Origin of the sequence: Marinobacter sp., from assembly GCF_048259445.1 — a bacterium.
In the GTDB taxonomy this organism is placed as follows: Bacteria; Pseudomonadota; Gammaproteobacteria; order Pseudomonadales; family Oleiphilaceae; genus Marinobacter.
The window spans coordinates 77,428-103,508 of the sequence record NZ_JBLXHQ010000016.1; the positions used below are offsets into that span (position 1 = coordinate 77,428).

The following is a 26,081-nucleotide window of genomic DNA, read 5'->3' on the forward strand; positions in this document are numbered from 1 at the left end:
GCATGAAGCTCAACCCATTTAATACCCGCATCGGCCTGGCTCTGGGGGGCGGTGCCGCCAAGGGCATTGCCCATATAGGCGTTCTGAAGGCATTCGAGGAAGAGCAAATCCCGATTCATTGTATTTCGGGTACAAGCGTGGGGGCACTGGTCGCCAGCTATTACGCCTTCGGCCGTCCGGCAGAGTCCATACTTTCCATCGGCTCGACACTGAACCTGTCCAAGATCCTCAACTTTACCCTGGAGCGTGGCGGCCTGTTCAGTACGCATGCCATTCACGAAATGATCCAAAGAGACCTCGGAGACTGTCGAATCGAGGATGCAGGCATTCCCCTGGCTATTTGCACAACGGACATCGAAACCGGCAAACAGCTGATATTCACAGAAGGCAATCTGGCGGAGGCTGTCTGTGCATCCATGGCTGTACCGGGCCTGTTTGTACCTGTCGAGGTAAATGGCCGCACTCTGGTCGACGGCGGGCTCGTTGAAAATGTACCGATATCGCCACTGGAGAAAATGGGTGCAGGTATTATCGTGGCCGTTGATCTGAGCCACGTCAGCCAGTACCCGAAGCCGGAAGATACATTTGATGTAATCAGCAATGCCATCAACATTGCTATCGATTTCAATACCCGCAATCAGCTGAAAAAGGCAGACATTGTAGTGCCGTTGGACTTAAGCGGTTACAGCCTCACCAACAACGCCAAGTGTGTGCAGGAACTGTACATGGAAGGCTATCACCCCATGAAAAAAAAGATTCACCGCGTGCTCTGGTACAAGCGTGCAAATGTCATTATGTATCTTTTTAAAGGCGCCAGGAAATTGCTGCCCCTGAAGGTGCCCGAGATTATCAAAGATCTTAAAAACCACGCCTTGGCTATCCGTAATCGAAGCTAACGACGCAAATCACCACGGTGGTGAACCAAAACGCCATTTGCAGCCTACTCTGTTAACCTGCCCACTCTTTTGATGCGAACGGAGTTTTTGCATGATCACAGTCCATCACCTTAATAATTCTCGCTCACAACGCATTCTCTGGATGCTGGAAGAGCTGGGAGTGCCTTACGAAATCAAGCATTACGAGCGTGATCAAAAAACCATGCTGGCGCCTGCAAGCCTCAAAAAAATTCACCCGCTGGGCAAATCACCAGTGATCACCGACGGCGATCTGGTCGTGGCGGAGTCTGGCGCCATTATCGAATACCTTGCCCGCACCTATGGCAAAGACACCATGCTGCCAGAGGGCGGCGGCCAGGCGTGGCTCGATTACACTTACTGGCTGCATTACGCAGAAGGCTCTCTGATGCCTCCACTGGTGATGCGCCTGGTATTTGAAAAGGTCAAAACCAGCCCGATGCCGTTTTTTATCAAGCCAGTGGCAAAAGGCATTTCAGATAAAACCAATGAGATTTTCATCGGCCCGATGATCAAAACGCACCTGGATTTTGTCGAATCTCACCTTGCGAAAAACACCTGGTTCCTCGGGGATAACCTCAGTGCCGCGGATATTCAGATGAGCTTTCCGCTGGAAGCCTCGGTTGCACGGGGCATCGTCGGCAAAGCCCGGCCTCATATCACTGCGTGGGTAAAACGAGTACACGCCAGGCCCGCCTATCAAACTGCCCTTGAGAAGGGCGGGGAATATGATTTTGCCTGAGCACCACCAAGCCCTGTCCGAGGATCAGACCACGTAGGCCTCACCCTGCTCAAAGCGCGCACGCACCCAGGCAATCCGGGTGTAGGCCGTTGCCAGTTGATAGTGTGGTGAGTCCTTGAATGAACGCCAACTGCCACCCCACACCAGAGGCCCTGCGGCGTATTCAGCAACTGCATCGTAATCACTCTCGCTGGTTGAGTAGGAGCCGTCTTCTCTGAAAATGCCTATATCCCAGGCAATGCCAAAGTTATGATTGCTCTGCCCTCCCCGCGCTCGCGTGACGATCGGGCCCGGATTGCCATAGCGTCCCTGGCGAAACAGTTGGTTCTGCTCGTGATAAGTTCGGGTTCCGGAGATGATTTTTACGTTCACACCCCGGCTCAATGCCCGAGCCATGAACTGACGGGCCTCCCGCTGCGCCCGCACAGAAAGGGAAGCAATCTTCTGCTCTGTGCGCCGGTCAAACGTGCCAAGCCCATGCTTCAGCTTGTCGTATTCATTATCGAAGGCAGCGGAGGCCGCCTCCGAGATCGGACCCCATAATCCGTCCAGCGCGCCGCGATAGAAGCCTTCTGACTTCAGAAGGCGCTGAAAAAAGAGCACATCCTCGCCAAACAATCTGTCGCTCATCCTGAACCTCCCGGGTGATCACTGTTGGTAGCAATGCCCGACCTCGAATTACCACTTTCCCTGGGCTCTACAACTTCAGAATAGATCATTTTTCATGTGGGGTTAGCCCGCCAGCGCAGCCCGCACCTTCTTTCCGAGATGGCCCATATCTACCCGGCCAAGTACCTTTGGTCGCAACTCGTTCATCACACGCCCCATGTCCTGCATTCCCTGGGCGTCGGTTGCGCTGATTGCCTCACGGATCAGGCCGTCCAGATCATCTTCGGTGAGAGCGGCAGGCATGAATTCCTCAACAATCACCATCTCCGCCCGCTCTTTGTCGCCCAGTTCTTCGCGACCGGCCGCATCGTATTGGCTGGCAGAATCGCGGCGCTGCTTGAGCATTTTGTCCAGCACCTTCAGAACGTCCTCGTCATTCAGTTCGCGACGCTCATCAATCTCGATCTGTTTGATCGCGGCCTGAGCCATACGCAAGGTGACAAGACGGAGTTTATCCTTTTTGCGCATTGCGTCTTTTACAGCGTTACTCAGTTGTTCCTTTAGTGATAATTCGGTCATTATTAGCCTCCGGTTCTGGGGATTAAGGTAACTGATTTCATATTGATAAAGATGCCAGGTTTAACGAAAAACTTGCGCTGGTTCAATCATGAACAACAAAGGACAAGGCTCTGTGATACCCAAACGCTGGAAGCTCAACATTCGCCCCCGTGAGCTACCTTTCCGACGCAGCCTTGCCCGAGCATCTGTAGCTTTAATATACCGAAAGTCGGAAGACGCCGGAATGGAGTTGCTGTTTATCCAGCGGGCCCGCAAGGAAGGAGACCCGTGGTCCGGCGACATGGCCTTTCCCGGAGGACGCATGCAGCCGGAGGATGCCACACCCCGGGCTGCTGCCGTGCGGGAGACGCTGGAAGAAACCGGTGTCGACCTGGAAAGCAATGGACACTTTCAGGCCAGGCTGTCCGACTTGCTCACTCGCCAACACAGCCGCTGGCGCCCGATGGTGGTCACTCCTTATGTATACGAGTGGCGGGGACCGCAAACAGTATCGCCGAACCACGAAGTCGAGAAGATGGTATGGATTCCAGTAGACTACCTCGCAGCCCAAGAGAACCAGGGCGAAATTCTCTGGCACACCCGTCTCGGCACATTGAAACTCCCCTGTTGCCGATATCAAGACTACTGCATATGGGGGCTGAGCTACAGCATGCTGCAGGAGCTCCTGGCACTTGAAGACAAACTGCAGGCTTTACCGGGCAAATAGAAATCAACGTTCAGTACGCCTTACGATAGCTACCCTGATAATCCAAGATCCGCTCCTGAACCTGCCAGTAGTGCTTCTGCTTGCGGGCAATCACAAAGTCCGGCGCAGGCATCAAGGTTTGCACCTCAAGCACCTCTTCAATCTTGCTAAACTCGCGCGGAGCCTGACTATTCGCGATGCGCCGCCCAAATAGCCTATTGAAAACCTCGCGCTGTGCCGGCTTGCTGAAATCAAACGACTCGCTGAGCTCTTCTCCATCTTCACCGTGATAGGTGATTTTCAGTTTGCTGCCACTGCTGCTCAAAGTAATACCAGCGCAACGAATCACCATGGCATCTTTCAATTTCAGGGCGTCTCGTAGCTGATCATCCGGGTCGATAATGGTTTTTTTACACTGATGGCAATTACGAGCCGCGATATCATTCTCACCACCGCAGTGTGGGCACTCCTTGAAACGAAAACGGTAATCGCACTGTTCAGGGCGTCCATTCCGCGCTGCTGGCCCACCTTCTTCAGCAAGCCCTGACAGCCCCTGACAACGGCGACCGTAGTGCTCGATAACATGGCCTTCACTGTCTGTTTTGCCCCAGAAGATATTGGCAAAACCGCAGCCCGGGCAGAATACCTGCACCGGCTCGCTGTCGGGATCCGGCTTCTTCTCTCCCACTTCCGGGTGGTACAGGTTTACATGGTTGCCCGCGTAATCAATCACCAGGCAATTCTGTTTACCTTCATCCAGGCGAAGGCCGCGCCCTACGATCTGCTGATACAGGCTAACCGACTGGGTCGGGCGAAGAATGGCGATAAAATCCACGTGGGGCGCATCAAAGCCCGTGGTGAGCACGGAGACATTCACCAGATACTTTAACTGCTGCTGTTTAAACCGCTGAATCAGCAGATCCCGTTCATTCTGATCGGTAGCGCCGGTAATCAAGGCTGTTTGCTGTTCCGGCAGATAGCCGGTGATCTCCCTTGCGTGATCCACCGTTGCCGCAAAGATCATCACAGCTTTGCGCTCTTCCGCCAGCTCCATCACCTGCTCGGTAATGGCCCGGGTTACGCGCTGGTGTTTGCTCAGCAGCCGGTTAACGTCTTGTTCTGCATATTCGCCAAAGCGGTTTCGGGGCAGCGCGGAGAAATCGTATTGCGCCACAGCTGCGTCTACCAACTCAGGTTTGGTGAGATACCCCCGGTTAATCATATAGCTCAGGGGCAGTTCGTAGATGCAGTGCTGGAAGGGCTTGTTCTGTTCGTCGCCATCATCACTATGGCCACGTACAAAGCCCCGATAGTGATAGCGATAAATCCAGCCCATGGCCAGCCGGTAGGGCGTGGCGGTTAGCCCGAGAACTTTAAGAGAATCATTCTGCTGCCCCAGCAGCTCAATGATTCTCTGATACTGGCTGGTATCATCACCGCTGACCCGGTGACACTCGTCGACAATAACCAACGAGTATTCATCCCGGAACTGATCCAGATTCGCCGATACAGACTGCACACTGGCAAAGGTGACCTGATGCCGGTTTTCCTTACGTTTTAGCCCAGCAGAGAAGATGCCACCCGTTAACCCATAACTCTCGTATTTGGCGTGATTCTGCTCAACAAGCTCTTTTACATGGGTCAGCACCAGAATTTTACGCCGGGCAAGGCGGGCCAACTCGGCAATTACCAGGCTTTTACCCGCACCGGTTGGCAACACAATAACGGCAGAATCATCTGATTTGCGAAAATGTCTCAAGGTGGCATCAACAGCTTCCTGCTGATAAGGCCGCAGCTTGAAAGGAGCATTCATTGTTAACTGCCCGCCATTTCTCTACGCGCGACCGTGGGCCTGCGAACGAAGCTCCTCAGTGTCAATCCGAACGAAAATCGAATCTGCTACCACCGTAAGCACGTCACCGGCCCAGATCTCACAGATCACCCGGCTCTTGCGGCCTACCTCGCCCTCTACTCTGGCTTTGAGTGTCAGTTCCACACCCATTGGCGTCGGCTTGATGTAGGTAAGATTGAGCTTGCCGGTAACGCAATCAATACGTGGCAGACTGCCCGGCTCACGACCCTCAGCACGATAATGATAGGCTATGGCGGTCCAGTTGGAATGACAGTCCGCAAGCATGGCAAGCAAACCGCCGTAAACCAGTTCCGGCCAACCGTGGAATTTCGGATCCGGAGTGTGGGTACACACCACGTGAACGCCGTCGTCGTGCCAATAACTCTTCAGTTGCAGGCCCTCAGGATGGGCACTTCCGCAACCGAAGCAAACACCATCCGGGGCTGCCAGGTCCTGCAAGGCAGTGGAAACATTGGTCATAATCAAAGACTCCTTCAGAAAATCATTTGCCAGAGCGTAAAAACCGCAGGCGGAGCAGCATAATACCTAAAAAACAGCACAGCGGCGCTGCGCGGATTTCTCTTCATGAACAAGACTTAGCGCAATACGAAAACGAGAAGGGTCATGCATATCGTGATGTTCAGCACCCAGATGGTCAAAGAAACCCGCTGTCGCTGGCTCAACCGCTTGATCGGGTTAGTCATAGTAGAACCGCTCCGACAGGATACGGTGAGAGGGTACGCCCCTGTTAATCAGGTGCTCTTCAACGCTATCCATCATGATCGACGGGCCGCACATCACAAAGACCCATTCGCCAAACTCTACCTCTGAAAACACCTGATCTATCAATGCTCCATCTATGAAGCCTGTCTCTCCGTGCCAGGTGTCTGGCGGTTCTGACAGCGCGAAGACTGCGCCGTCAATGCCCAATTCCTCGCGATAGGCAATCTGATCGATAATCCGATTACCGTAGATCAACTTCACCTTGCGCGAATCGCTGGTCAAGCGCATTTGCCTGAGTATGCCCAGCAGCGGAGCAAGGCCTACGCCACCTGCAATGAGTGCAACCCCGGGTTCAACGCGACTGTCGACAGAAAGATTGCCATAAGGACCGTCAATATAGGCGACTGTTCCAGCTTTTATCTGGCCAACTGTTCGCGTGAAATCACCAAGCTCTTTGATCATGAAGGATAGTTCCGGCCCGGCTGCCGGCGCAGAACAAATGGAAAACGGGTTTTCTTTCATCGAGAAGGCACTGTGCCCCACATTCAACCAGGCGAATTGCCCGGCTTTATAATCGAGGCCAGAATGACCACCTGGCCTCACGGTCACTTCCCATTGCTTTGGCGTTAATTGGACGACGGAGGCTACGCGCCAGGGGCGTGCTTTCTTTAGCAGGGGCACCAGAAGGTAAACGATCAGTAGTGACCCCACCGCCACTCCCGTCATTGCCAGCCACACCCACGTCATCACAGGCTGCGATCCGTAACGCCCGGCGTAAACGGTGTGATGCAAAAGAAGAACCGCGATCAACAACGCGCCGACGCCATGTAAAAGGCGCCATGTCTCGTATCTGTAGCCCAGTTGGGTGCGCCCGATTGCCAGAAGAACAAGGCCTGGAAGAAGCAGATAAGCGGCAATGCCTGTCGACAGAGCATAAAAATCGGTGGTGAGCGTCAATTGGCGTGTGGGGTCCCATGGGCGTTGGCCACCTGACGGCGTACCCTGGTAAAGAAACGGATGCAGCAGAGCAAAGACCAGAGCCGTGCGAGCCATGATCTGGTGAAACCGCATGGTCACATCCATTCCTACGCCATTTGAAATGGCCTTGAAACGGCCAGACAGAATGAACTCCATGAGGATCATCGAGAAGGCAAGAATGCCAAGGCCAGACGCCAATTCCTGGTGCAGCTGACGTGGCGGCCCTCCGACCCACGCGGACAGGATCAGCGGCAATGTAACAGAAACAAGATAAGCAACGATCAGAAACAGCGGTTTCATCGGCATGGTCTTTTTCGCTTCCTCTGACCATGCAATCTAGTCGTCTTCGGAGCCCTTGGCAACGAGGTCGCCACAACCCTGGCTACAGCCGAATGACCCCGTCACCCTGTTTTAGCAACCAATGCCTCCAGTCCAAACCCAACATATTTACCCCGCCAATGTAATTGTCATCCACCAGATAATACGAGAGCGTGCGATCACCCCGGTTAAAGTTGTGCATCAGCCGCACCACAAAGTTACGGCTGGTGGGTTTGGAGAGCAGAAAATAAAGGAACTGGCCAGACTGAGCCCTCAGGCTCCCCTGCCCGGATATTTCCGAATGTCGCCACTTATCACTGGGTAGTTTCAAAAGTTGGTCGATGTCAGTTAAGCGGCCCTGTTCACGAGCCTGGGCGACAATCCAACGGTTTTCCGGGTGACGTTCGAAGTACAGGCCCGATTCGTCGCGCTCGAGCATCTCCATCTGCTCGGCAAGCCCTTCATCTAGCCAGGCAGGCGCATAAGGAACGATGGTATCAACAACTGCATGACTCACCTCGTGCTTGATCGTTTTAAAAGTGAGGTTCCTGTTCTCCCGAATATAGACGACGATCTGATGTTCGGAGGGTATATACAGGCCATATGACGCAACCGACATGCCTCTGTCACTGCGAATCAGGTAGTTCCGGTATTCCGCCCTGTCCTTGAAAATCAGAATATTGACGGGCACCGTCCTGAACATATCAAAGGACATCACACGATCAAAAAACTCGTAGACATTGTTCACACCGTCAACAATCTGCTGGTGTTCCTCGTCACTCAGCTCAACATCTTCGGCTTGAATATCGATATCAAAACGCGACCATTTCGACGCGCCTGGCTTCACGCTGACAACTTCCTGCTCAACGGCATGGTCCTGCCGATCGCTGAAATGAACCTTTCCGTCTTCATCAACCCATTTGTAAATCTTCGCATGACTTGAGGTTGCAATGATCATGAAGAACGACAACACACAGAATGAATTTACGGCTTTCCTTAACCCTTTAAACACTGCGATTTTCCCGACGGAGAGATGAAGTAGTTATTAAGGCAGATAAAACAGTACAGCGAAAGAGCGGCCAGACTCACTTCGCCGTTTCCATTTTTGACTTTTCTCCCCTACGAGCTAATCTTCCTGATGAGTTTCAGCGTACAAGTGTACGCTGCAAATTGTCGAGCTGATTTGGCTCCTGGTTCCAGCACAACGAAAATAACAATGAACTACCTGGAGATTACTTTATGCGTGTTTATGCACCTCGAATGCAGAGGGCTTTCCGCCTTCTGATTTTGTCGCTTTTTGTTGTCCCATTGTCGGCCTGTAACGACTCGTCTTCAGATTCAAACGACCAGACAGAGGGGCCAAGCAACCCGACACAGGTTACAACCTCTGAAGGCACCGTGACTGGCCAGCTGGTCAGCGACAACAACGGTGCCGACATAAAGCAGTGGCTTGGCGTTCCTTATGCCCAGTCTACGGCGGGAGCGAACCGCTTTCGCGCACCTCAGAGCCTGGAACCCAGGACAGACGAACTGCAAGCGACACAGTTTGGTGATGCATGCCCCCAAACGCTTTCGCAATCTCCTTTCGCAATCCAGAATTCGAATCCAGGGACGAACATCTCGGAAGATTGCCTGAGCCTCAATATCTACGCGCCTGCTGAGGGGGATAATCACCCGGTGGTCGTCTGGATTCACGGCGGCAGCCTGGATACAGGTGCCGGCCTTCAGTCCAGCGGAAATCCGGACAGATTGGTACAACAAGGCATTGTCGTAGTAGCCATCAACTATCGCCTCGGGTTACTGGGCTATCTGGCACACCCGGCACTCACAGCAACTTCGCAAACCTCTGAGGCGGGCTCGGGGAACTATGGTTTGATGGACCAGATCAAGGCGCTGGAATGGCTGCAGGCCAACATCGCGGAGTTTGGGGGTGACCCGGACAACGTCACCCTGGTAGGTGAATCTGCAGGCGGCTTCAGCATCAAGGGATTAATGGCCGCTGATGGTCGTACCGATGGATTGTTCAAGCGAGTAATTGTTCAGAGTGGCCCATCCTTTTTTCAGGAAACGCTTACCGACGCTGAACAGCGCGGTGCCGGCTTTATGGCCAGCCTTTGCCCAGCAGATTCATCGCCTGAAGCAGCGGAGTGCCTGCGTAACCTGACACTTGAGCAACTCCTTACGTTGCAGGCCGGAACCCCTGAATTCAGCTCTGAAATCATCCTCCGCCCGGGGGTTCTTGAGCAAAACGTAGCAGCCGCCCTCGCGAGCGGACAGTTCACGGCAGACGAGGTACTGGAAGGCTCAAACCTGGATGAGTGGCGGTTGTTTGTTGCTGCAGAACAGTTTGTGAGTAATCGCCCGCCCCTCGAACAACTGCTTGCAGGCAGCACTCCGGCTTACAGAGGAGAATTGATCCGGCGGTATGGCGGTGTCACTGAGGCCAATGCCGACGCAGTGGTAGGTCTTTACCCACTGAGTGATTATGACAACGCCGACATCGCTGTATCTGCGGTGGGCACTGATTCCATCTTTGCCTGCCCGGGCTTTGGCAATATCGCTGCAGCTGCACAGCACGTTCCGGTGTTCGCTTATGAATTTGCAGACCGCAACGCTCCGCTACCTTCGCCGTTATTCGCCGCTGTTCAGCCTGTACTGGGTGCTGCGCATGCCACTGAAATTCAGTATGTATTTGCATCGCAAGCCGCTCTGGGTGAGCAGTTTTCTACAGACTCGGCTTCTCTTGCCGAGGCGATGGTAGGTTACTGGGCGGCGTTTGCCCGAACTGGCGACCCCACCCCCAGTGATGGCACTCTGCCCGCCTGGATGGCTTTTGTTAACCAAGGCTATCAATCATTACAGGCTCCAGCAGAGAACATCGGTCCCTTTGCTGTGTCCCCTGGTGACCAGACCTTTAACGAAGCTCGTAACTGTAGTCTCTGGTTAGGTCGTTGAAGTCGTTTACGTAGTGAGTAAAGACTGTTAAAGGCCCGGTGCGCGCTGAGCACCGGGCCACTACCTTCGAGGGTTTCCGGATGATTGCCAGGAGCGCTTCAAGCTTATGAACGAAAACCTCAAAACCCAAGGCCCCGCGGTCCGCGAGGAGCAACTGGTCGATGTGTATCTGGCCCGCCTGGACGCGCCCTCGCCATGGGCCGTAATCAGCGACCAGGTTATGGGTGGTGTTTCCAGTGCTGAATTGCGGCAGAGCGAGCGCCATGGCTCACCCTGCACCTGTTTGACGGGCCGAACCAGCCTCGATAACAACGGCGGGTTCGTGCAGATGAAATTTGAGGTCGAGCCGGATTGTATGCGCAAAGACTACCGGGGGCTGTTCATCGAGCTATGCGGTGCGGCACACGACTACAACCTGCACGTAAAAACAAATCAGCTGGCCAGACCCTGGCAATCCTTTCGCTGCACTTTGCCGGTAGAGCCCGAATGGACCCGCTTCATCGTGCCTTATGAGCAACTGCGCGCGCACCGCACCGATGCTGAGCTACAACCTGCGGGTATCCGAAGCGTTGCCGTGGTTGCCATTGGCACAGCATTCGATGTCGATGTCTGCGTGCGGCGGTTCGGATTTTTTCTTTAAAACCGGAGGCTGATTCGCAGGGTTCAGCTGCCAATTATCCTTCAATGATGCCCACCCGGCCCATGCGCGTGGCCGTGCGCAATCTCTTCCGGTTCGGCAGCGCGGACTTCGATGATTTCGACATTAAAGGTCAGTGTTTTACCGGCCATCGGATGATTCGTATCAACGTCGGCAAACTTCAGGCCGACCTTAACTACCATCACATGACGAGGCCCCTGCTCAGTTTTCACCTGGGCGATCATGCCCGGTTTCCAGCGTTTGGCACCCATCAAATGTTTGACCGGCACGCGCTGCACGGCATCCGCCTTGCGTGGGCCATAGGCTTTGTCTGGAGTTATGGTGACACTGAACGTATCGCCGGCCTCGCGACCTTCCAGAGCCTCTTCCAGGCCTCGGATAATGCCTCCGTGGCCATGCAAATAGGCGTTCGGCTCGCCGCCGCGGGAGTTTTCAACGACATTGCCTTGCTCATCACTGACGCTGTAGTGGAACAAGACCACTTGATTCTTTTCGATTGGCATAGAGTTCTCTTCGATGGTTCGAGGTTCGACATTTTGAAACCGCCCTGCTCTCGGCCGGCCCGGAGTTGATAAGCCCAGCATCCTAAGCTTAACTTAAACGGTAATCTGGAAGTCTATATTTCGTGGCGACTCAGTCTTCTTATCGACACAACGTCATTGGGAGAAGCTGCGATAAAGCAGCTCAGACGGGACGTTTTGTCCGCCTGAAACATCGTATTCAAAGGAGGATTCTATGAAAAAGCTCCATGCATTCGCGTTTTATGCCTTGATCACACCGGCCATAGCCCTTGGTTCGGCTGCTTTGCTCGCCGAAGAGGGCGGCAGTGCGAATAAGGATTTAGGGGAGCAGGATATGGGCCACGATGCTAAACCCGGGAATAAGAACTCTGAGCTTCATCAGGGGTCCACCAAGTCCAAATACAATGCAGCTGACACAACTGGCAGAACTGACAAAACCAACAAAACTGACTCGAAAAAGGGCGACCAGTCTGGCAAGAAGAAAAAGGATGATCAGGACAAGTGACTTGATCAGGTCTGAGTTCAAAACCAATCGTGACGGAGGCGTGGGTGTGTCGAACTGATCAAACCGGCAGTTCGATGATGTCGTCCACCACTCCGTCAGAGGTTGCTGATAAAAGGGTTCATTGCCTGCCGATGGTATCCGGAGACCTATCCGCCGCTAATGATTGGCAGGCCGTCAGAAGGCGCACCTAAAGGTCACGCGCCTTTCGCGCATCGGCAATACTGCCCTTATTTTTCACATTGGTATAGCCCGCACGCTCAAGGGCAGACTTCGCGATACCGGATCTGTTGCCGCTGCGGCAATACAGATTAATCTCCGCATCTTTATCCGGAAACTGCCCAGTAACCTGCGCAACTATGCTGGCATGGGGAATGAGTAGATCACCATCAATGTGATTCTGCCGATGCTCTGCTTCCGTGCGGACATCAATCCACACTGGCTTCGATTGCGCTAACATCGGTGCGAGCATCAGTGTTAAAAACACGAAAATCAGGTTCATTGAGGAAAATCTTCTCATCATCACTTTCATCCTCTCAGTTGGGCTGTGGTTGCAGATTTATACGATTGGATTCTAAAGAGGACCTCTTCGTATGGAGACCGCAGGCAAAACATAAACTTGCTCAGAGTAACCCGTTACAGCGTACCAAAGCGTGGTCGCTTTCCAGCAGTCTGACCCGACGCGAGCTTCGTAATGTAATATGGGTGCATGAAAGTCAGACATGCTCAGTACTCACATTAATACTTGTTAGCTCCGTCGAAAGTAAAGTGAGAAGGGTCGGTTTATGAATTACGAACACGCAATTGTAAAATTGAACGGTGAAGTAGCCACCCTGCTCTGCAACGGCTGCGGCATCACTATCGCAGAGGGCACCAAGCACGAGGACCGTGAGCACTACTGCACGATGTGCATGAGCGGCAATTGCAAAGCAAAATTCAAAAAGGGAAACTAAATCGCGCCTGGTCTCTGAACGTCAGCTTTCATTTAGAGTGGAAGTGCCGTCGATCTCAATCACTGTTTTTGCATCCGCCCGCTCAATGATTTTCAGGAGGGTAGACTGAATCGTTTCATCTTCCCGGGCATCACCCCCACTCACGAACGTTTGCTTCTGGGGATCCGCGCCTTCTTCCTCAGTAAATGAAATGACAACCTCGGTGGCTGAACCCGGCTCTTTACCAAAGTACTCCAGCGAAACTAGCGGATAGCCATGAAAGCCTTTTTTAACCTGCTTTGCGATACGCTTTTTCGCTTTATCCACATTCATAATAGGGCCTGTCGCTGCGCTTGTTATCTGAGTGCCACATGAACACCCAGTAGATACTATTCTCCAATTCTATGCAGTTTGAGGTACTCCTGAAATGATTAAACCCCTTATATGGCTCATCAGAACCACAGTATTTTTGCTGGTTCTGCTGGCAGGCCCCGCACTGATTGCGGCCTGCAGCAGCCAGTCTGGCCAGAGCTGGCGTGACGCCGATCGCTCCAGCGCAGGCATTGCGCCACTGCCCGACCAGGCGGAAGAAGCCATTGTGCAGGTTTATGGTGCCCGAGCTTATAATTGGCGCGGCAATTTTGCGGTCCATACCTGGATTGCGACCAAGGGGCGCGGGGCATCCACCTACGAGGTTCATGATGTCACTGGCTGGGGCTATAAGCCGGTGCGATCCCGCCCCGGTGAGCCGGATACCGCCTGGTATGGCAACCCGCCGATGTTGCTGGCCGATCTCCGCGGTGAGAGAGCGGAGGCCGCCATCATCAACATCCGGGCAGCTATAGACGTTTACCCCTTCGCGAATGAATACAAAGCCTGGCCCGGGCCCAACAGCAATACCTTCGTAGCCTGGGTAATCCGGCAGGTACCCGAGCTGGATGTTGCACTACCCAACATTGCCATCGGAAAAGACTATCTCGCTGACGGAGTACTTGCGAAAACTCCCAGCGGTTCGGGCTACCAGTTCTCCCTCAATGGTTATTTCGGTCTTATGGCGAGTATCCGGGAAGGTGTTGAACTGAACATCCTCGGCCTCAATCTTGGCATCGACCCTCTGGCTTTGGCCGTAAAATTGCCCGGAATCGGGCACATTGGCCTGCGCGACCCCTGGATGGATCGCTCGACGTGGCACAAAGCCCCGGTTATGGAGCAGGTTTCAGAGGCCAATTGACGGAAAGCGTTTAATCACTGTGTATACCGAACCACCGGAGCCTTGTTTGCTCTCAAAGACTACAAATTGGTCCACCTGAAACGACCCGAAAGCCGTTTCCCCATATTCGGCCAGCAAGCCCTCAACCGAACCGGGCTGGCGCGTGAATCTGGACAGGGTGATATGGGGGCGGAATGCCCGACTCGCCGTTGTTAATCCGAGGCTCTCCATTTGGCCTTTAATCGCGTTATGGAGGCTAGCAACGGGAGCCACCGGCTGGACGCTCGCCCAGAGATTTCGGGGAGCGCAAGCCTGTCCGAAACAACCCAGGCCCAAAACACTCAGCTCAAAAGGGGCTTGGGGAATATGGCGGGCAGCCTCGCACACCGCCGTTAGACGTTCTTCTTCCACGTCGCCAAGGAACGACAAGGTGAGGTGCATCTGCTCAACACTTTGCCATTTTGCACCGGGCACCTCTGCCCTCACCTCCAACAAGCGGGTTTTAATCTGAGCGGGAATTTCCAGGCCGAAGAATAGTCTGGGCATAATTGGGAGCATCCAGAAAAGGGGAGCAAAGTTGTGAAAACTGTTTGTTCAGAAGACGCATTATCGGAATTACTGAAAACAAATCCCGCTGTGCTGATCCTTTTTGGCGGCCCCCACTGCGGCGTATGCCAGGCAATCAAGCCTCAGCTTGAAAAGCTTGCCAGAGAAGAATTCCCGAAGCTGGTAACAGCCTACATTGATTGCCAGGAAAGCAGCGGTAAATTGTGCGCAGTTCGCGGTATATTTTCTCTTCCGGTCGTACAGCTCTGGTTTCAAGGCCAGCGATTCGCAGAGTTTGCCAGGGCTTTTTCCATCGGAGAGGTCCGTACCGCGCTGGAAAGGCCCTATCACTATCTCAATACTGGCTGAACTGCCTCACCACCAGAACCGCAGCTAGCCCACGGTCGTATTTACGGGAATGCCAGCCAACGCCGGGAGCTATCCAGTGCAAAATAACCTCAGTGCCGCAGACCGTGTCCGCAACAGCCTGAAAACCCAGTTCATTGCCGATGCCCTGGCCATGCCCGTGCACTGGTTCTACAACCAGATGGATATCGAAAAGGCCTTTCCCGGAGGCATTCAGCGGTTCGAAGCCGCGCCGGAGTTCCACCCCTCTTCCATTATGTCGCTGCATTCCACCAGCAGCGGTGGTCGCCGTGCCCGTCACAGCGACAAACCGGAGTCGCAAATTGTGGGAGACGTTATCCTCAAAGGCCGCGAGCAATTCTGGAATGTGCCAAACGTTCATTATCATCACGGCATGACCGCGGGCGAGAACACATTGAATGCCCACTGCAACCGCGTTCTGATGCGTTGCCTCGCAGAAGATAATGGGCACTACCGTGCACAGACTTTCCTGCCCGCCTACATCGGCTTCATGACGTCAGATCCCCCTGCGCATCCCGATACCTATGCCGAATCCTACCATCGGGGATTCTTCGCCAATCTTGTGAAAGGCCTGCCGCCCGAGCAGTGCGCCATGAAGACCCACGACACGGCGTCTGTCGGCGGCCTGATAACGATTGCCCCGCTGGTGTTTTCAGAGCGACTCCGAGGTACGGAGGTGGCCGACATCCAGGCTCTTTGCCGGGAACATCTGGCACTAACGCACCCGGATGAAAGCTTGATGCAGGTCTGTGACCGCTATGTAAACCTTCTATGCGGCCTGATGGAAGGGCCAGACGAAGAAGGTATCAAGGCGCTGCTGTCGGAAGCCGGCAAGGGCGCAGCGGGCCTGGATGTCGCGGCATTGGTAAAACGAAACCTCCCGGACAACCAGGTGGTGGGCCGAATGTATTCACCAGCATGCTACATCTCGGACTCCTGGCCGGTTGTTCTGTACCTGGCCTACAAATACCGCAATGATCCGTGGTTAGCGCTGCGGGTAAACACCAATCTGGGCGGCGATAACGTTCATCGTGGCATGGTACTTGGAGCGCTATTGGGACTGATCAGTGATGACGTGGCCACCCGCTGGTTTAGTCAGTTGGTGGACTATGAGGCGATTAGCTGGGAGGCTGACGCGCTGACTATTGCGGAGACCGGTGGCGAGTAGTCAATTTGCGATCTCGTCGGAAATAGACGGACGCGCAATAAAAACCCTCACTCCTTTTGAGCGTTTCTATTACGCGGCCGATATTACTCTGCCAATTCAGGGTTGGGAGACAGTTCTTCTGGCGACTTGACCGACATGCCCAGGGCCTTGGCAACCCCTTCACCATAAGCCCGGTCGCAACGGGTGCAGTTATCGATGTGACGCTGCTTAATGAAATCCGGAGCGTCCCCCATGTTTCGCCCCGTATTTTCAAAAAGAACCTGCTGTTGCGCAGGTGACATCAGTTGAAAAAGTTTGCGCGGCTGGCTGTAATAATCGTCATCATCCTCGCGGAAATCGAACATGGCCGCATCCCCGTCAATCTTGAGTGGCGGCTCTGCATATTCGGGCTGATCTCTCCATTGACCGAAGCTGTTAGGCTGATAATGCGGAAGGCTGCCGTAATTGCCGTCCACCCGGCCAAGACCATCGCGGTGGTTGCTCATGACCGGACATTTGGCAGCATTCACCGGTACCTGTTGATAATTCACACCCAGGCGGTACCGCTGAGAATCGGGGTAATTGATGAGCCGCGACTGAAGCATCTTGTCCGGGGAGACGCTGATGCCAGGCACGAGATTAGACGGCGAGAAGGCCGCCTGCTCAACATCCATAGGATAGTTTTCCGGATTCCGGTTCAGCTCAAACTCGCCTACCTCGATGAGCGGGTAATCCGCCTTATACCAAACCTTGGTCAGGTCGAATGGATGCACGTGATAGGTTTCTGCGTCGGCTTCGGGCATCACTTGCACATACATTTTCCAACGCGGGAAGTCGCCACGCTCGATCGCGTCGAAAAGATCCCGCTGATTACTTTCGCGGTCATTAGCGACAACTGCCGCAGCCTCGGCGTCGGTCAGATTCTCGATGCCCTGCTGCGTTTTGAAGTGGAACTTCACCCAGTAGCGCTCGCCTGCGTCGTTCCAGAAGCTGTAGGTATGGCTGCTGAAACCATGCATATTCCGGAAGCTCTTGGGTATGCCACGATCGGACATCACCACAGTCACCTGGTGCAGAGCTTCGGGCAAAAGCGTCCAGAAATCCCAGTTGTTCGTCGGCGAACGCATATTGGTTTTCGGATCACGTTTTACAGCTTTATTAAGGTCCGGGAATTTCTTGGCGTCCCGCAAGAAGAACACAGGGGTGTTGTTGCCCACCATGTCCCAGTTGCCTTCTTCGGTATAGAACTTGAGCGCGAAGCCGCGAATATCACGCTCGGCATCGGCCGCGCCCCGCTCCCCTGCCACCGTGCTGAAGCGGGCGAACATTTCGGTCTTCTTCCCTACTTCACTGAAAATCCTGGCGCGTGTGTAGCGGGTGATATCATTGGTTACGGTAAACGTGCCGAACGCGCCAGACCCCTTGGCGTGCATGCGACGCTCCGGGATGACCTCGCGCACGAAATTGGCGAGTTTTTCGTTGAGCCAGACATCCTGAGCCAGCACGGGGCCACGCTTGCCAGCGGTCATCGAATTCTGATTGTCGACAACCGGGGCACCAAAGGCGGTTGTCAGGTGCGATACGGGGCACTTGCCTTTTTTCGAGCTTTCATCGGTCATGATCGTTCCCTCTTAACTTAATTTTTCATTAAAAAACTCAATGGTACGTTGCCATGCAAGCTCTGCATTCGCTTCATCATATCGAGCTGTCGAGTCATTATGAAAGCCATGGTGAGCACCTTCATACATGTGCATTATGTATTCCACATTATTCGCTTTTAAGTCCTGCTCGTACTCGGGCCATGTATCGTTAACGCGTTTATCCAGTTCACCTAGTTGTATCATGAGCGGTGCTTTAATATTTTTGCGTAAGTTTGCGCTTGCAGGCGTACCATAAAACGGCACGCCAGCGCTAAGTAGGTCTGGATCAACCGCAGCCAGGTAATTGACAATATAACCACCAAAACAAAAACCAACAGCGCCTAACTTACCGTTGCTGTCAGGGTGCGACTTTAAAAAGTGTGCGGCGGCTACAAAATCATTCTGGATTTTTGCTTGATCCATCGTTTTTTGCATTGCACGGCCTTCATCATCGTTACCCGGGTAGCCGCCTAAAGGAAATAACGCATCAGGTGCAAATGCTATAAAACCGACTTTAGCGAGTCGTCTTGCCACATCCTCAACATACGGGTTCAAACCCCGATTTTCATGTACAACCAACACAACAGGAAGCTTAGTGGCCAAATCTCTGGGCACAACGAGATAACCTCTGCCTTTGCCGTGTCCATCAGGCGAGTCAAATTCTTCGTACGTTGCTTTTATGTCTTCATCGTTAAACGATACCTGCTCTGCGAGGGCATAATCAGGTAATAAAGCAGAGGTTAATACACTGAGAGAAAAGCCAAGAACAGCCAACCCGCTAAGCTTTCGCATAAAAGTACGCCGATCAATTAAACCATGTGCATATTCGTCATACCAATCGAATGCTTCTTGAGGGATATGATCTGACTTTGGCGTATTCATAACTAATCCTCGGTTTTGAAACAATTGCTGACTTTATACCATAGCGTAACAACACCAAACTGGCAGTTTTCATACTTTCTATTGGGTGATTCAGCGCGGCAGCGCCCGCAAGTTTCCTGGTCGTAGTTGTAGTACCTGAAGCGGAGCACTGACTGGCACTTCGTGCTGAAAACGGGATCGAAAGCAGGCCTGCACCGATATTGGCGTATGACGGTTTGGCAAGAATCCAGCATAAGCTTGGCCAACGAGATAATATGAAGCCATCAAGCTCATCCAGAGACAGGGCAATCTGATGAAATTAAACAGACTTATAGCCGTTAGTGCGGTCAGCTCCGTGATTTTTCTAGGCGCCTGCGCAAATACACCAGAGGCCACCAATGACGATGTAACAATGGAAAATCTCATAAATGGCGGCGAGTGGATTGTTGAGGACATTGGCGGCAAAGGCATTATCGACAGCTCGCGTGTCAGCATCGTGTTCATGGAAGGCAACAAGGTAGGAGGTAGCTCATCCTGTAATCGTTATAGCGGCGAATACCAACTCAATGGATCCAGATTTACCGTTGGCGATAATATGGCATCTACCCGAATGGCCTGTGCACCGGGGCTGATGGACCAGGAAGAATCTTTTTTGAGGCTGCTTATGAATGTGAACCAGGCGCGCTTTGGGGATCACGGCGAATTGCTGTTGAGCACCCCGGAAGGAGAGACTATCCGCGCTTTCCAGTCGTCACCCAAGCCGTAGCAAAGACGCCCTCATGATCGATTTTCGCAGTGATACCGTGACCCGCCCTACCGCTGAAATGCGCGAAGCCATGGCCAATGCCGAGGTGGGCGACGATGTTTACGGTGACGACCCAACCGTTAACAGCTTGCAGGCCTTCGCTGCCGAACGGCTGGGCTTTGAATCAGCGTTGTTTACCGCCACCGGCACCCAGGCCAACCTGTTGGCGATCATGAGCCATTGTGGCCGGGGCGATGAATACCTTTGCGGACAGTCGGCACATAATTACCGTTACGAAGGCGGTGGCGCCGCCGTGCTTGGAAGCGTTCAACCGCAACCCATCGAAAACGAGCCCGACGGCAGCATCAACCTCGTGAAAGCGAAAGCCGCCATCAAGGCCGACGACTTCCACTTCGCTTCTACCCGCCTGCTCTCACTGGAAAACACCATTGGTGGCAAAGTGTTGTTACTGGACTACCAGCGCCAGGCCCGCGCCTTTTGCGACGATCACAATCTGTTGCTGCACCTGGACGGTGCCCGGGTGTTCAATGCAGCGGTGAAATCCAACTGTGATGTCACCGAGATAACCAGACACTACGATTCAGTCAGTGTCTGCCTCTCGAAAGGACTGGGAGCGCCTGTTGGTTCGCTGCTGCTGGGCTCAAAAGCCTTTATCGAGCGGGCAACACGGCTGCGTAAAATGGTGGGTGGTGGCATGCGTCAGGCCGGCATACTGGCCGCTGCCGGTCGGATTGCTCTGGAAAACGGGCCACAGCGGCTGTTTGAAGATCACGAAAACGCCGAATACCTGAGCGCCGGACTGGCCGGAATCCCGCAGCTGGAGATCAACCCCGCCAGCACCCAGACCAACATCGTCTACGCTCACTGCCGCTCCGGCAGAGCCACGCAACTGCGCGACTATCTGTCTGACCAGGGCATCCTGATCACGGCGGGAGACCCCATTCGTTTCGTGACACATCTGGATGTGAACCGCCAGGATGTCGACCGGTTGCTGGATGCTATCCGGCGGTTCTATCAATCGTGAGAAACAGGTCTACCTAGCTATACTCCCAGAGCCACCTCCAATTCCTGATCGAAAGGAGCTGAACGAATGGCAAAGCAATCCCCAGTCATACTCATAACAGGCGGCGCCCAGGGCATCGGTAAAGGTATTGCCGCCCATTTCCTGGACAAGGGCTGGCGAGTGGTCATCTGCGATCAGAATTCAGAAGCCATCAGTGCCTGCAGACAGGATTTCCGCGATCCGGACAACCTGCTGCTGATCACAATGGACGTATCCCGCGAGCCCGAAGTAACCTCCGCCGTGGAGGAGGCCGCACGATGGGGCGAGGGGCTGGACGTTCTGGTCAATAATGCGGGCCTCGCAGATCCAGACACCGGCCCCATAGAGCTGCTTGAACTGGATCAGTGGCAGCGGCGAATCGACGTCAATCTGACCGGCGCCTTTTTAATGGCAAAGCACACTGTGCCGCACCTGCGCCAACGCCGGGGCAGCATCGTCAACATGGCCTCTACCCGGGCCTTGCAGTCTGAGCCACATAGCGAGGCGTATGCGGCAAGCAAGGGTGGCCTGATCGCCCTGACCCACGCTCTGGCTATGAGCCTGGGGCCCGATGTGCGGGCCAACAGCATCAGCCCGGGCTGGATAGATGTCAGTGCCTGGCAGGCTCATGCGCCCTCTGAACCACAATCTCTGTCTACCTCTGATCACGAGCAACACCCCAGTGGGCGTGTAGGCAAACCCGAGGACGTGGCGGCTATGGTGGCCTACCTGGTATCGCCGGAGGCCCGCTTTGTGACCGGCCAGAACTTCGTGATCGACGGCGGCATGACCCGCAAGATGATATACGAGGACTAGCTTTGATCTGAGCGGGAATCTCCAGTCCGAAGCGTACCTCGACACCAGAACCACAACCAGCCTGCGATCGTATCTACCGGAACGCCAGCCAACGCCGGGAGCTTTCCAGTGCAAAATAACCTCAGTACCGCAGACCGTGTCCGCAACAGCCTGAAAACCCAATTCATTGCCGATGCTCTGGCTATGCCCGTGCACTGGTTCTACAACCAGATGGATATCGAAAAGGCCTTTCCCGGAGGCATTCAACGGTTCGAGGCCGCGCCAGAATTCCACCCTTCCTCCATTATGTCGCTGCATTCCACGAGCAGCGGTGGTCGCCGTGCCGGTCACAGCCACAAAACGGCGTCGCAAATTGTGGGGGACGTTATCCTCAAAGGCCGCGCGCAATTCTGGAATGTGCTGAACGTTCACTATCATCAGGGTATGACCGCGGGCGAGAACACGTTGAATGCCCACTGCAGCCGCGTTTTGATGCGGTGCCTCGCAGACGATAAAGGGCACTACCGTGCACAGACCTTCCTGCCCGCCTACATCGGCTTTATGACCGCAGATCCCCCGGCGCATTCAGACACCTATGCCGAGTCCTACCATCGCGGATTCTTCGCCAATCTTGCGCAAGGCCTGCCGTCCGAGCACTGCGCCATGAAGACCCACGACACGGCGTCCATCGGCGGCCTGGTGGAAGGGCCTGACGTGGCCACTCGCTGATCACATCTCAACGGGCGGTCCTGCATTCTTCAAAGATTACTCATCTAACCCAATTTTTTTCCGAATGCGCTTAGCCCATGATGGCCTTTGTATTTTGTAGCTATATATACTTTCTGGAACAATGATGTTCGAGTTGGCTAATACAAGCGCGTCGAAAAAAGCTCGTCGATCAAACCCACGATAATTCCCGTACATCAGTTGCTTCTTCTCCCCATTTTTGAGCACTATCAAGTTTGAAATAAATTCTTGCGTTGTATCACTTACTTGCTTTAATTCCGTAATGTCAGAAACTTTGACCTGCCAACTCACATCACCGAAGGTAGGGTCAGAATAGAACAAAGTGGTTGGCGTGACACAAACCCTGATTTGCTTATTTTCAAACCAGAACCACAGTGCCAGTCCAAGCAAAATAGCTTCAACAACCCAAATAGCGATATCAAGAACGTCAAGAAGTTGGGTTAGCGCACTTTTATCACTCGTTAAATCAGGGAGATATTTGTGTGCTGCCATATATAGGAGGAAAGCCACTCCAGCATTGAAAATGAGCAACAATGCTGAAGAACGTTGCTTCCTGGTAAAAATGAAGTAAGTTGCCATTTTTCTCCTTCGTGAAAATATATCACATGCGCGCCAGGGCCTTTTTCTAGAAAATTGCCCGTTGGTTCGGCTTTGATTTTCAGGACAGCACCTTCTCCGACACCGAAGACCTTTCCAGCACCGCCTCATCTTTCTGCTCGGAACGGGCAATCACGGAGGTACACGCCAGATCCCCGGTTACATTCATGGCTGTCGCCCCCATACCCACAAGGGCATCAATGGACACCAACAGAGCCACAGTTTCAATGGGTAGACCCACCTGAGCAAACACAGTAGCAATCATGACGATGCCCGCGCCCGGCACACCAGCAGTGCCTATGGAAGCCAAGGTGCCGATCAGAATAATTTCCAGCATAGTGACAACGTCCAGAGGCACCCCCACCACATTGGCTGCAAAGGCTGCAGAGATGGCAATACGGATACCCGCCCCATCCATATTGATGGTGGCCCCTAACGGCAGGCTGAAACCATAGATACTCTGGGGAACACCCAAACGCCGTGCTGCGTTCAGGGTCAGGGGCAGAGTCCCGGAGCTGCTCTGGGTGGCAAAGGCGGTAGCAACCGGAGCCCGGGCCTCACGAATAAAGTCCACCAGACTCACGCCATTGAGGCGCATAAGAACCGCGTAGACCACCAGCTGCACCGCCAGGGCGAGATACAACACCATGGCCATATCGCCCAGGGCCAGTATCGTGGCTATGCCCTGCTCACCTGCGGTACTGGCCACAATCGCAAACACGCCAATCGGCACATATTGGAGAACCCCGGCCATCACCTTCATCGTGACTTCGTTCAGGCCGGACACTACCTCATACACCCTGGCGCCGGCTTCCCCGTGAGTATCTGACTCGCGCAGTTTCAGCAGAGCAATGCCAAACACAATCGCGGTAAAAATAATCCCGAGTAGATTCGGCTTGGCAAACGCCTCAACAATATTGGCGGGAACAATATTCAGAAGCACCTGGACAAAGCCCGGATTCTCCGGCACCTCAACGCTGGCCGAAGGCGACAACTCCAGGCCGATGCCGGGTTCGAATATTGAAGCTACTACCAGCCCCACCGTGATGGCCAGAGCCGAGGTCAGCACATAGAAGCCCAGCAGTTTCCGGCCGACGCGGCCCATACTGGAAAGATTGGCCTGATTGATCCCCACCATCAGGGTAAACAGGACAATCGGCACGATCAGAAACTTCAACAACCTGAGCAGCAATTCACCTAACGGGTCAAGCCATTCGGCCACTACCGGTCCGCCCACCAGGCCCACAACCAAACCAAGAACAAGCGCGATACCTATGCGCAGCACCAGAGAAGTCTTCAGATAAACATCAAGTAAAGCTTTCATGGGGGCTCCCGTTACACCCTGACTCGTTAATGAGCAAGCGTTCAAATACGTCAGGGGCGGGGATTCTGGTCAGTACCGGCCTATGGGTAAACCGGTATTCCCACGTACGTTACTCACAAAAGCTGTGGATAAAGTTGTTGGCGACCGGAGGTTAAACGGCCGGAAACCATGTGCCACAGGGCTTCGGGGAAACTGATGCAAAAATGGCCTATACATTGAGGCTATATGAATATAGAAAATCCGTCTCAGCAGGAACATGAAGGAAAGCGTTCAACCACTGTGCACACAGAACCAGCGGTGCCCTGCGGGCTTAGATCTGAGCCGGAGTTTCCAATCCGAAGAAGAGTCTGCGCATAATTTGGAGCAGTTACCTTACCCTGATCGAGAGGAGCGCCATGCCCGAAGCCACCCCACTTCAAACCCTGCTAGACACCCTACCCCAACTCGGTCGTGTCGAATGGATTGGGATCCGCCCCACCCGCGGCGAAGCCATGCAAGCGCTCAACCGAGTAGCGGTTACCCCAGGCAAAGGCCTTGAGGGTGATCGATTCAAAGGCCGGGAAACGAGCAAGCGGCAAGTGACCCTGATCCAGCAAGAGCACCTGACGGCCATGGCATCGTGCCTGCATCGCGACGCCATCGGGCCAGAAGTGTTCCGGCGCAACATCGTGATCTCCGGCCTGAACCTTCTGGCCCTGAAAGGCAAAACCTTCCAGATCGGCGGCGTGGTACTGGAATACACCGGCCTATGCCACCCCTGCAGCAAGATGGAAATTAGCCTGGGCCCAGGTGGCTATAACGCCATGCGCGGGCATGGCGGGATCACAACACGAGTCGTTGAAGGAGGCGAGTTGGCGCTTGGTGATGTGGTGAAGGCCTGCTTGTGAGCTAGCAAAGAAGACCCGCAAGTACCCTAGTATGTTTCGGTAACCCCCCCATTTTTAACCGCCCTTTCGCGTAGAGAGTTAAGCTGCCCTTACTGCGTGGCCTGATCAACCTTTTCCGCCTGCTTGGCCGCCTCATCCTCCATAAACTTCTTCATGTCGTCTTCAAACTTCGGCACATCGCCCGGGTTCGTCGGAACCTTTGGCGGCTTGTTGGCCCCCATTTCCGCGGCCTGTTCACCGTTGGCTTCCTTACCCTTGTTCAGTTGCTGAGTCACCAACAGACCAACAACCAATACAGCGGCGAGCAAAAGGATCAGTTTCATAAGGGTTTCTCATTCAGTGGTTACCGATCAGATTAGCTCAATCGGTACGCATCTCACGCATGCGCATCGGCATGGCATCGATCCGGCGGACGCCCTTGCCTGATTTGAAACCAGACCTGTCCCGCCTTTGAGCGCTCACGACCTGCCAGCCAAAAACCATAACAACAAGCCAGAAACAACGACAAAAAGCACTGCAAAATGGACAGTCAGGTTCTTCCGGATAGTTGGGGCGGGCTTAGCGTTGAAACTGTAATAATCCTCACCAAACAGCCCAATGCCGCAGCCCTCACAGTAGTTTTTCGAGTAAGAGACACGGAGCTCAGATGGTTCAAACTTTTTCCGACAGCTGTAACAACTGGGCTTAATCACTTCAGGCTCCGATTCGTCTGATGGGTTGGATGGGTTGTGTGGGATTATTGAGCGGGTGTGAGCATACTAGGGTATTGTTCGAAAGACCGCGTCAAAACGTTTTCAGAGGGCAACCAGGTATCATTGGAAATGAATAAAACGATCGAGGATAAAACAGCATCAGCGGCGCCGCCCGCAAAGAAGGGCTTCAGTGGCTTGCATGTCTTTGGCATTGTGCTGCTCACCATCGTTGCCACCGTCGGCGCCGGTTACTGGTGGTTAAGCCACTATGTGTTTCCTGAGAACTTCGAACCCGTAACCCTGAATGCCAGTGAACAGGATTCACTCAACAACAAACTGAGTAGTCTGGGCATTGATACCCAAGGCGGCGAAACCGGCCGCCCGTTGCAGCCGGTACCCTACAGTGAAGAAGGCGCCAGCCGGGAGGTACGTTTCAGCGAGCGGGAACTCAACGGCATGCTGGCCAATAACA

30 protein-coding genes and 1 pseudogene are annotated in these 26,081 nt (G+C 53.8%); 16 read left to right on the forward strand and 15 right to left on the reverse strand.

All coding sequences use genetic code 11. The features are described 5' to 3' along the window. Positions 1–2: 2 nt before the first annotated feature. Together ACN0RL_RS12655 and ACN0RL_RS12660 are read left to right on the forward strand one after the other, a co-directional pair. Complete coding sequence (locus ACN0RL_RS12655) at positions 3–896, forward strand: patatin-like phospholipase family protein (RefSeq protein ID WP_417517300.1); 894 nt, start codon at positions 3–5, stop codon at positions 894–896. A 91-nt stretch (positions 897–987) separates the two neighbouring features. Then, positions 988–1,656 carry a glutathione S-transferase family protein gene (locus ACN0RL_RS12660; protein ID WP_417517302.1) on the forward strand — a complete coding sequence of 223 codons (669 nt, stop codon included), beginning with the start codon at positions 988–990 and terminating at the stop codon, positions 1,654–1,656. A 24-nt stretch (positions 1,657–1,680) separates the two neighbouring features. Here ACN0RL_RS12660 and ACN0RL_RS12665 read toward each other — a convergent pair whose 3' ends face one another. Both ACN0RL_RS12665 and ACN0RL_RS12670 read right to left on the reverse strand, forming a co-directional pair. Further along, a complete protein-coding gene (locus ACN0RL_RS12665) occupies positions 1,681–2,286 on the reverse strand; it encodes a M15 family metallopeptidase (protein ID WP_417517304.1) in 606 nt (201 codons plus the stop codon). 102 nt (positions 2,287–2,388) lie between these two features. Next, entirely contained in the window at positions 2,389–2,844 is a 456-nt protein-coding gene (locus ACN0RL_RS12670; protein ID WP_417517306.1) for a GatB/YqeY domain-containing protein, read from the reverse strand. Positions 2,845–2,932: 88 nt separating this feature from the next. Between ACN0RL_RS12670 and ACN0RL_RS12675 the strand changes: the two genes are divergently transcribed. Further along, entirely contained in the window at positions 2,933–3,550 is a 618-nt protein-coding gene (locus ACN0RL_RS12675; protein ID WP_417517308.1) for an NUDIX hydrolase, read from the forward strand. Positions 3,551–3,560: 10 nt separating this feature from the next. Here ACN0RL_RS12675 and ACN0RL_RS12680 read toward each other — a convergent pair whose 3' ends face one another. The 4 genes from ACN0RL_RS12680 to ACN0RL_RS12695 all read right to left on the reverse strand — a co-directional run bounded on the left by ACN0RL_RS12680 (position 3,561) and on the right by ACN0RL_RS12695 (position 8,412). Then, the gene (locus ACN0RL_RS12680; protein ID WP_417517310.1) at positions 3,561–5,342 is read right to left on the reverse strand and encodes a DEAD/DEAH box helicase family protein; all 1,782 of its coding nucleotides are present in this window, start codon (positions 5,340–5,342) and stop codon (positions 3,561–3,563) included. A 21-nt stretch (positions 5,343–5,363) separates the two neighbouring features. After that, positions 5,364–5,861 carry a PaaI family thioesterase gene (locus tag ACN0RL_RS12685; protein WP_417517312.1) on the reverse strand — a complete coding sequence of 166 codons (498 nt, stop codon included), beginning with the start codon at positions 5,859–5,861 and terminating at the stop codon, positions 5,364–5,366. 216 nt (positions 5,862–6,077) lie between these two features. Then, positions 6,078–7,388, reverse strand: coding sequence for a ferric reductase-like transmembrane domain-containing protein (locus tag ACN0RL_RS12690; RefSeq protein WP_417517314.1), 1,311 nt, complete (start codon positions 7,386–7,388; stop codon positions 6,078–6,080). Between the two features lie 76 nt (positions 7,389–7,464). After that, positions 7,465–8,412, reverse strand: a complete 948-nt coding sequence (locus tag ACN0RL_RS12695) for a DUF4124 domain-containing protein (protein ID WP_417517316.1) — start codon at positions 8,410–8,412, stop codon at positions 7,465–7,467. Positions 8,413–8,639: 227 nt separating this feature from the next. On the opposite strand from ACN0RL_RS12695, the gene ACN0RL_RS12700 reads away from it, so the two are divergent. After that, complete coding sequence (locus ACN0RL_RS12700) at positions 8,640–10,355, forward strand: carboxylesterase/lipase family protein (protein WP_417517318.1); 1,716 nt, start codon at positions 8,640–8,642, stop codon at positions 10,353–10,355. A 106-nt stretch (positions 10,356–10,461) separates the two neighbouring features. Beyond that, entirely contained in the window at positions 10,462–10,995 is a 534-nt protein-coding gene (locus ACN0RL_RS12705; RefSeq protein ID WP_417517320.1) for a CIA30 family protein, read from the forward strand. A 41-nt stretch (positions 10,996–11,036) separates the two neighbouring features. Here the strand turns inward: ACN0RL_RS12705 and ACN0RL_RS12710 are convergent, their stop codons facing one another. Beyond that, positions 11,037–11,516: an FKBP-type peptidyl-prolyl cis-trans isomerase gene (locus tag ACN0RL_RS12710; protein ID WP_417517322.1), complete on the reverse strand. Its 480-nt coding sequence runs from the start codon at positions 11,514–11,516 to the stop codon at positions 11,037–11,039. Between the two features lie 232 nt (positions 11,517–11,748). Here ACN0RL_RS12710 and ACN0RL_RS12715 point away from each other — a divergent pair, with 232 nt between their 5' ends. Next, positions 11,749–12,039, forward strand: a complete 291-nt coding sequence (locus ACN0RL_RS12715) for a hypothetical protein (protein ID WP_417517324.1) — start codon at positions 11,749–11,751, stop codon at positions 12,037–12,039. Between the two features lie 187 nt (positions 12,040–12,226). Here the strand turns inward: ACN0RL_RS12715 and ACN0RL_RS12720 are convergent, their stop codons facing one another. After that, a complete protein-coding gene (locus ACN0RL_RS12720) occupies positions 12,227–12,559 on the reverse strand; it encodes a rhodanese-like domain-containing protein (RefSeq protein ID WP_417517326.1) in 333 nt (110 codons plus the stop codon). A gap of 262 nt (positions 12,560–12,821) precedes the next feature. Between ACN0RL_RS12720 and ACN0RL_RS12725 the strand changes: the two genes are divergently transcribed. After that, the gene (locus tag ACN0RL_RS12725) at positions 12,822–12,989 is read left to right on the forward strand and encodes a hypothetical protein (protein WP_417517328.1); all 168 of its coding nucleotides are present in this window, start codon (positions 12,822–12,824) and stop codon (positions 12,987–12,989) included. 21 nt (positions 12,990–13,010) lie between these two features. On the opposite strand, the gene ACN0RL_RS12730 is transcribed toward ACN0RL_RS12725, so the two are convergent. Further along, positions 13,011–13,301 (reverse strand): hypothetical protein, encoded by a 291-nt coding sequence (locus ACN0RL_RS12730; RefSeq protein WP_417517329.1) that lies wholly within the window; start codon positions 13,299–13,301, stop codon positions 13,011–13,013. A 94-nt stretch (positions 13,302–13,395) separates the two neighbouring features. On the opposite strand from ACN0RL_RS12730, the gene ACN0RL_RS12735 reads away from it, so the two are divergent. After that, positions 13,396–14,199, forward strand: a complete 804-nt coding sequence (locus ACN0RL_RS12735; RefSeq protein WP_417517331.1) for a DUF3750 domain-containing protein — start codon at positions 13,396–13,398, stop codon at positions 14,197–14,199. Here ACN0RL_RS12735 and thpR read toward each other — a convergent pair. After that, entirely contained in the window at positions 14,185–14,724 is a 540-nt protein-coding gene (gene thpR / locus ACN0RL_RS12740; protein WP_417517333.1) for an RNA 2',3'-cyclic phosphodiesterase, read from the reverse strand. The two genes, ACN0RL_RS12735 and thpR, sit on opposite strands and share 15 nt — an antisense overlap. Positions 14,725–14,757: 33 nt before the next feature. On the opposite strand from thpR, the gene ACN0RL_RS12745 reads away from it, so the two are divergent. Continuing rightward, complete coding sequence (locus ACN0RL_RS12745; RefSeq protein WP_417517335.1) at positions 14,758–15,093, forward strand: thioredoxin family protein; 336 nt, start codon at positions 14,758–14,760, stop codon at positions 15,091–15,093. Between the two features lie 76 nt (positions 15,094–15,169). Beyond that, the gene (locus tag ACN0RL_RS12750; protein WP_417517337.1) at positions 15,170–16,279 is read left to right on the forward strand and encodes an ADP-ribosylglycohydrolase family protein; all 1,110 of its coding nucleotides are present in this window, start codon (positions 15,170–15,172) and stop codon (positions 16,277–16,279) included. Between the two features lie 83 nt (positions 16,280–16,362). On the opposite strand, the gene ACN0RL_RS12755 is transcribed toward ACN0RL_RS12750, so the two are convergent. Together ACN0RL_RS12755 and ACN0RL_RS12760 are read right to left on the reverse strand one after the other, a co-directional pair. Continuing rightward, positions 16,363–17,877: a catalase gene (locus ACN0RL_RS12755; protein ID WP_417517339.1), complete on the reverse strand. Its 1,515-nt coding sequence runs from the start codon at positions 17,875–17,877 to the stop codon at positions 16,363–16,365. A gap of 12 nt (positions 17,878–17,889) precedes the next feature. After that, positions 17,890–18,780, reverse strand: a complete 891-nt coding sequence (locus ACN0RL_RS12760) for a dienelactone hydrolase family protein (protein ID WP_417517341.1) — start codon at positions 18,778–18,780, stop codon at positions 17,890–17,892. 292 nt (positions 18,781–19,072) lie between these two features. Here ACN0RL_RS12760 and ACN0RL_RS12765 point away from each other — a divergent pair, with 292 nt between their 5' ends. The 4 genes from ACN0RL_RS12765 (at position 19,073) to ACN0RL_RS12780 (ending at position 22,091) form a co-directional block, all read left to right on the forward strand. Further along, the gene (locus ACN0RL_RS12765) at positions 19,073–19,525 is read left to right on the forward strand and encodes an META domain-containing protein (RefSeq protein WP_417517343.1); all 453 of its coding nucleotides are present in this window, start codon (positions 19,073–19,075) and stop codon (positions 19,523–19,525) included. A gap of 13 nt (positions 19,526–19,538) precedes the next feature. Beyond that, entirely contained in the window at positions 19,539–20,549 is a 1,011-nt protein-coding gene (gene ltaE, locus ACN0RL_RS12770; RefSeq protein ID WP_417517345.1) for a low-specificity L-threonine aldolase, read from the forward strand. 66 nt (positions 20,550–20,615) lie between these two features. Further along, positions 20,616–21,383: an SDR family oxidoreductase gene (locus tag ACN0RL_RS12775; RefSeq protein ID WP_417517347.1), complete on the forward strand. Its 768-nt coding sequence runs from the start codon at positions 20,616–20,618 to the stop codon at positions 21,381–21,383. 108 nt (positions 21,384–21,491) lie between these two features. Continuing rightward, on the forward strand, positions 21,492–22,091 hold the full coding sequence (locus tag ACN0RL_RS12780) for an ADP-ribosylglycohydrolase family protein (RefSeq protein WP_417517349.1): 600 nt from the start codon (positions 21,492–21,494) through the stop codon (positions 22,089–22,091). Positions 22,092–22,127: 36 nt separating this feature from the next. Here ACN0RL_RS12780 and ACN0RL_RS12785 read toward each other — a convergent pair whose 3' ends face one another. Next, positions 22,128–22,688 (reverse strand): hypothetical protein, encoded by a 561-nt coding sequence (locus ACN0RL_RS12785; protein ID WP_417517351.1) that lies wholly within the window; start codon positions 22,686–22,688, stop codon positions 22,128–22,130. A 79-nt stretch (positions 22,689–22,767) separates the two neighbouring features. After that, positions 22,768–24,030 carry a dicarboxylate/amino acid:cation symporter gene (locus ACN0RL_RS12790; RefSeq protein ID WP_417517353.1) on the reverse strand — a complete coding sequence of 421 codons (1,263 nt, stop codon included), beginning with the start codon at positions 24,028–24,030 and terminating at the stop codon, positions 22,768–22,770. Positions 24,031–24,425: 395 nt separating this feature from the next. Between ACN0RL_RS12790 and ACN0RL_RS12795 the strand changes: the two genes are divergently transcribed. Further along, positions 24,426–24,917 carry an MOSC domain-containing protein gene (locus ACN0RL_RS12795; RefSeq protein ID WP_417517355.1) on the forward strand — a complete coding sequence of 164 codons (492 nt, stop codon included), beginning with the start codon at positions 24,426–24,428 and terminating at the stop codon, positions 24,915–24,917. A gap of 89 nt (positions 24,918–25,006) precedes the next feature. Here the strand turns inward: ACN0RL_RS12795 and ACN0RL_RS12800 are convergent, their stop codons facing one another. Beyond that, complete coding sequence (locus tag ACN0RL_RS12800) at positions 25,007–25,240, reverse strand: hypothetical protein (RefSeq protein ID WP_417517357.1); 234 nt, start codon at positions 25,238–25,240, stop codon at positions 25,007–25,009. A 498-nt stretch (positions 25,241–25,738) separates the two neighbouring features. Between ACN0RL_RS12800 and ACN0RL_RS12805 the strand changes: the two are divergent. Beyond that, positions 25,739–26,081, forward strand: a pseudogene (locus ACN0RL_RS12805) (arginine N-succinyltransferase); the annotation flags it as partial.

What these genes read in the sequence shown, in the direction of transcription:
- ACN0RL_RS12760 (WP_417517341.1), bottom strand. Translation starts at nt 18,780, where the DNA reads ATGAATACGCCAAAGTCAGATCATATCCCTCAAGAAGCATTCGATTGG.
- thpR (WP_417517333.1), bottom strand. Translation starts at nt 14,724, where the DNA reads ATGCCCAGACTATTCTTCGGCCTGGAAATTCCCGCTCAGATTAAAACC.
- ACN0RL_RS12785 (WP_417517351.1), bottom strand. Translation starts at nt 22,688, where the DNA reads ATGGCAACTTACTTCATTTTTACCAGGAAGCAACGTTCTTCAGCATTG.
- ACN0RL_RS12690 (WP_417517314.1), bottom strand. Translation starts at nt 7,388, where the DNA reads ATGCCGATGAAACCGCTGTTTCTGATCGTTGCTTATCTTGTTTCTGTT.
- ACN0RL_RS12765 (WP_417517343.1), top strand. Translation starts at nt 19,073, where the DNA reads ATGAAATTAAACAGACTTATAGCCGTTAGTGCGGTCAGCTCCGTGATT.
- ACN0RL_RS12700 (WP_417517318.1), top strand. Translation starts at nt 8,640, where the DNA reads ATGCGTGTTTATGCACCTCGAATGCAGAGGGCTTTCCGCCTTCTGATT.
- ACN0RL_RS12795 (WP_417517355.1), top strand. Translation starts at nt 24,426, where the DNA reads ATGCCCGAAGCCACCCCACTTCAAACCCTGCTAGACACCCTACCCCAA.
- ACN0RL_RS12800 (WP_417517357.1), bottom strand. Translation starts at nt 25,240, where the DNA reads ATGAAACTGATCCTTTTGCTCGCCGCTGTATTGGTTGTTGGTCTGTTG.
- ltaE (WP_417517345.1), top strand. Translation starts at nt 19,539, where the DNA reads ATGATCGATTTTCGCAGTGATACCGTGACCCGCCCTACCGCTGAAATG.
- ACN0RL_RS12655 (WP_417517300.1), top strand. Translation starts at nt 3, where the DNA reads ATGAAGCTCAACCCATTTAATACCCGCATCGGCCTGGCTCTGGGGGGC.
- ACN0RL_RS12680 (WP_417517310.1), bottom strand. Translation starts at nt 5,342, where the DNA reads ATGAATGCTCCTTTCAAGCTGCGGCCTTATCAGCAGGAAGCTGTTGAT.
- ACN0RL_RS12755 (WP_417517339.1), bottom strand. Translation starts at nt 17,877, where the DNA reads ATGACCGATGAAAGCTCGAAAAAAGGCAAGTGCCCCGTATCGCACCTG.
- ACN0RL_RS12675 (WP_417517308.1), top strand. Translation starts at nt 2,933, where the DNA reads ATGAACAACAAAGGACAAGGCTCTGTGATACCCAAACGCTGGAAGCTC.
- ACN0RL_RS12665 (WP_417517304.1), bottom strand. Translation starts at nt 2,286, where the DNA reads ATGAGCGACAGATTGTTTGGCGAGGATGTGCTCTTTTTTCAGCGCCTT.
- ACN0RL_RS12790 (WP_417517353.1), bottom strand. Translation starts at nt 24,030, where the DNA reads ATGAAAGCTTTACTTGATGTTTATCTGAAGACTTCTCTGGTGCTGCGC.
- ACN0RL_RS12735 (WP_417517331.1), top strand. Translation starts at nt 13,396, where the DNA reads ATGATTAAACCCCTTATATGGCTCATCAGAACCACAGTATTTTTGCTG.
- ACN0RL_RS12775 (WP_417517347.1), top strand. Translation starts at nt 20,616, where the DNA reads ATGGCAAAGCAATCCCCAGTCATACTCATAACAGGCGGCGCCCAGGGC.
- ACN0RL_RS12730 (WP_417517329.1), bottom strand. Translation starts at nt 13,301, where the DNA reads ATGAATGTGGATAAAGCGAAAAAGCGTATCGCAAAGCAGGTTAAAAAA.
- ACN0RL_RS12720 (WP_417517326.1), bottom strand. Translation starts at nt 12,559, where the DNA reads ATGATGAGAAGATTTTCCTCAATGAACCTGATTTTCGTGTTTTTAACA.
- ACN0RL_RS12670 (WP_417517306.1), bottom strand. Translation starts at nt 2,844, where the DNA reads ATGACCGAATTATCACTAAAGGAACAACTGAGTAACGCTGTAAAAGAC.
- ACN0RL_RS12710 (WP_417517322.1), bottom strand. Translation starts at nt 11,516, where the DNA reads ATGCCAATCGAAAAGAATCAAGTGGTCTTGTTCCACTACAGCGTCAGT.
- ACN0RL_RS12685 (WP_417517312.1), bottom strand. Translation starts at nt 5,861, where the DNA reads ATGACCAATGTTTCCACTGCCTTGCAGGACCTGGCAGCCCCGGATGGT.
- ACN0RL_RS12660 (WP_417517302.1), top strand. Translation starts at nt 988, where the DNA reads ATGATCACAGTCCATCACCTTAATAATTCTCGCTCACAACGCATTCTC.
- ACN0RL_RS12725 (WP_417517328.1), top strand. Translation starts at nt 12,822, where the DNA reads ATGAATTACGAACACGCAATTGTAAAATTGAACGGTGAAGTAGCCACC.
- ACN0RL_RS12715 (WP_417517324.1), top strand. Translation starts at nt 11,749, where the DNA reads ATGAAAAAGCTCCATGCATTCGCGTTTTATGCCTTGATCACACCGGCC.
- ACN0RL_RS12705 (WP_417517320.1), top strand. Translation starts at nt 10,462, where the DNA reads ATGAACGAAAACCTCAAAACCCAAGGCCCCGCGGTCCGCGAGGAGCAA.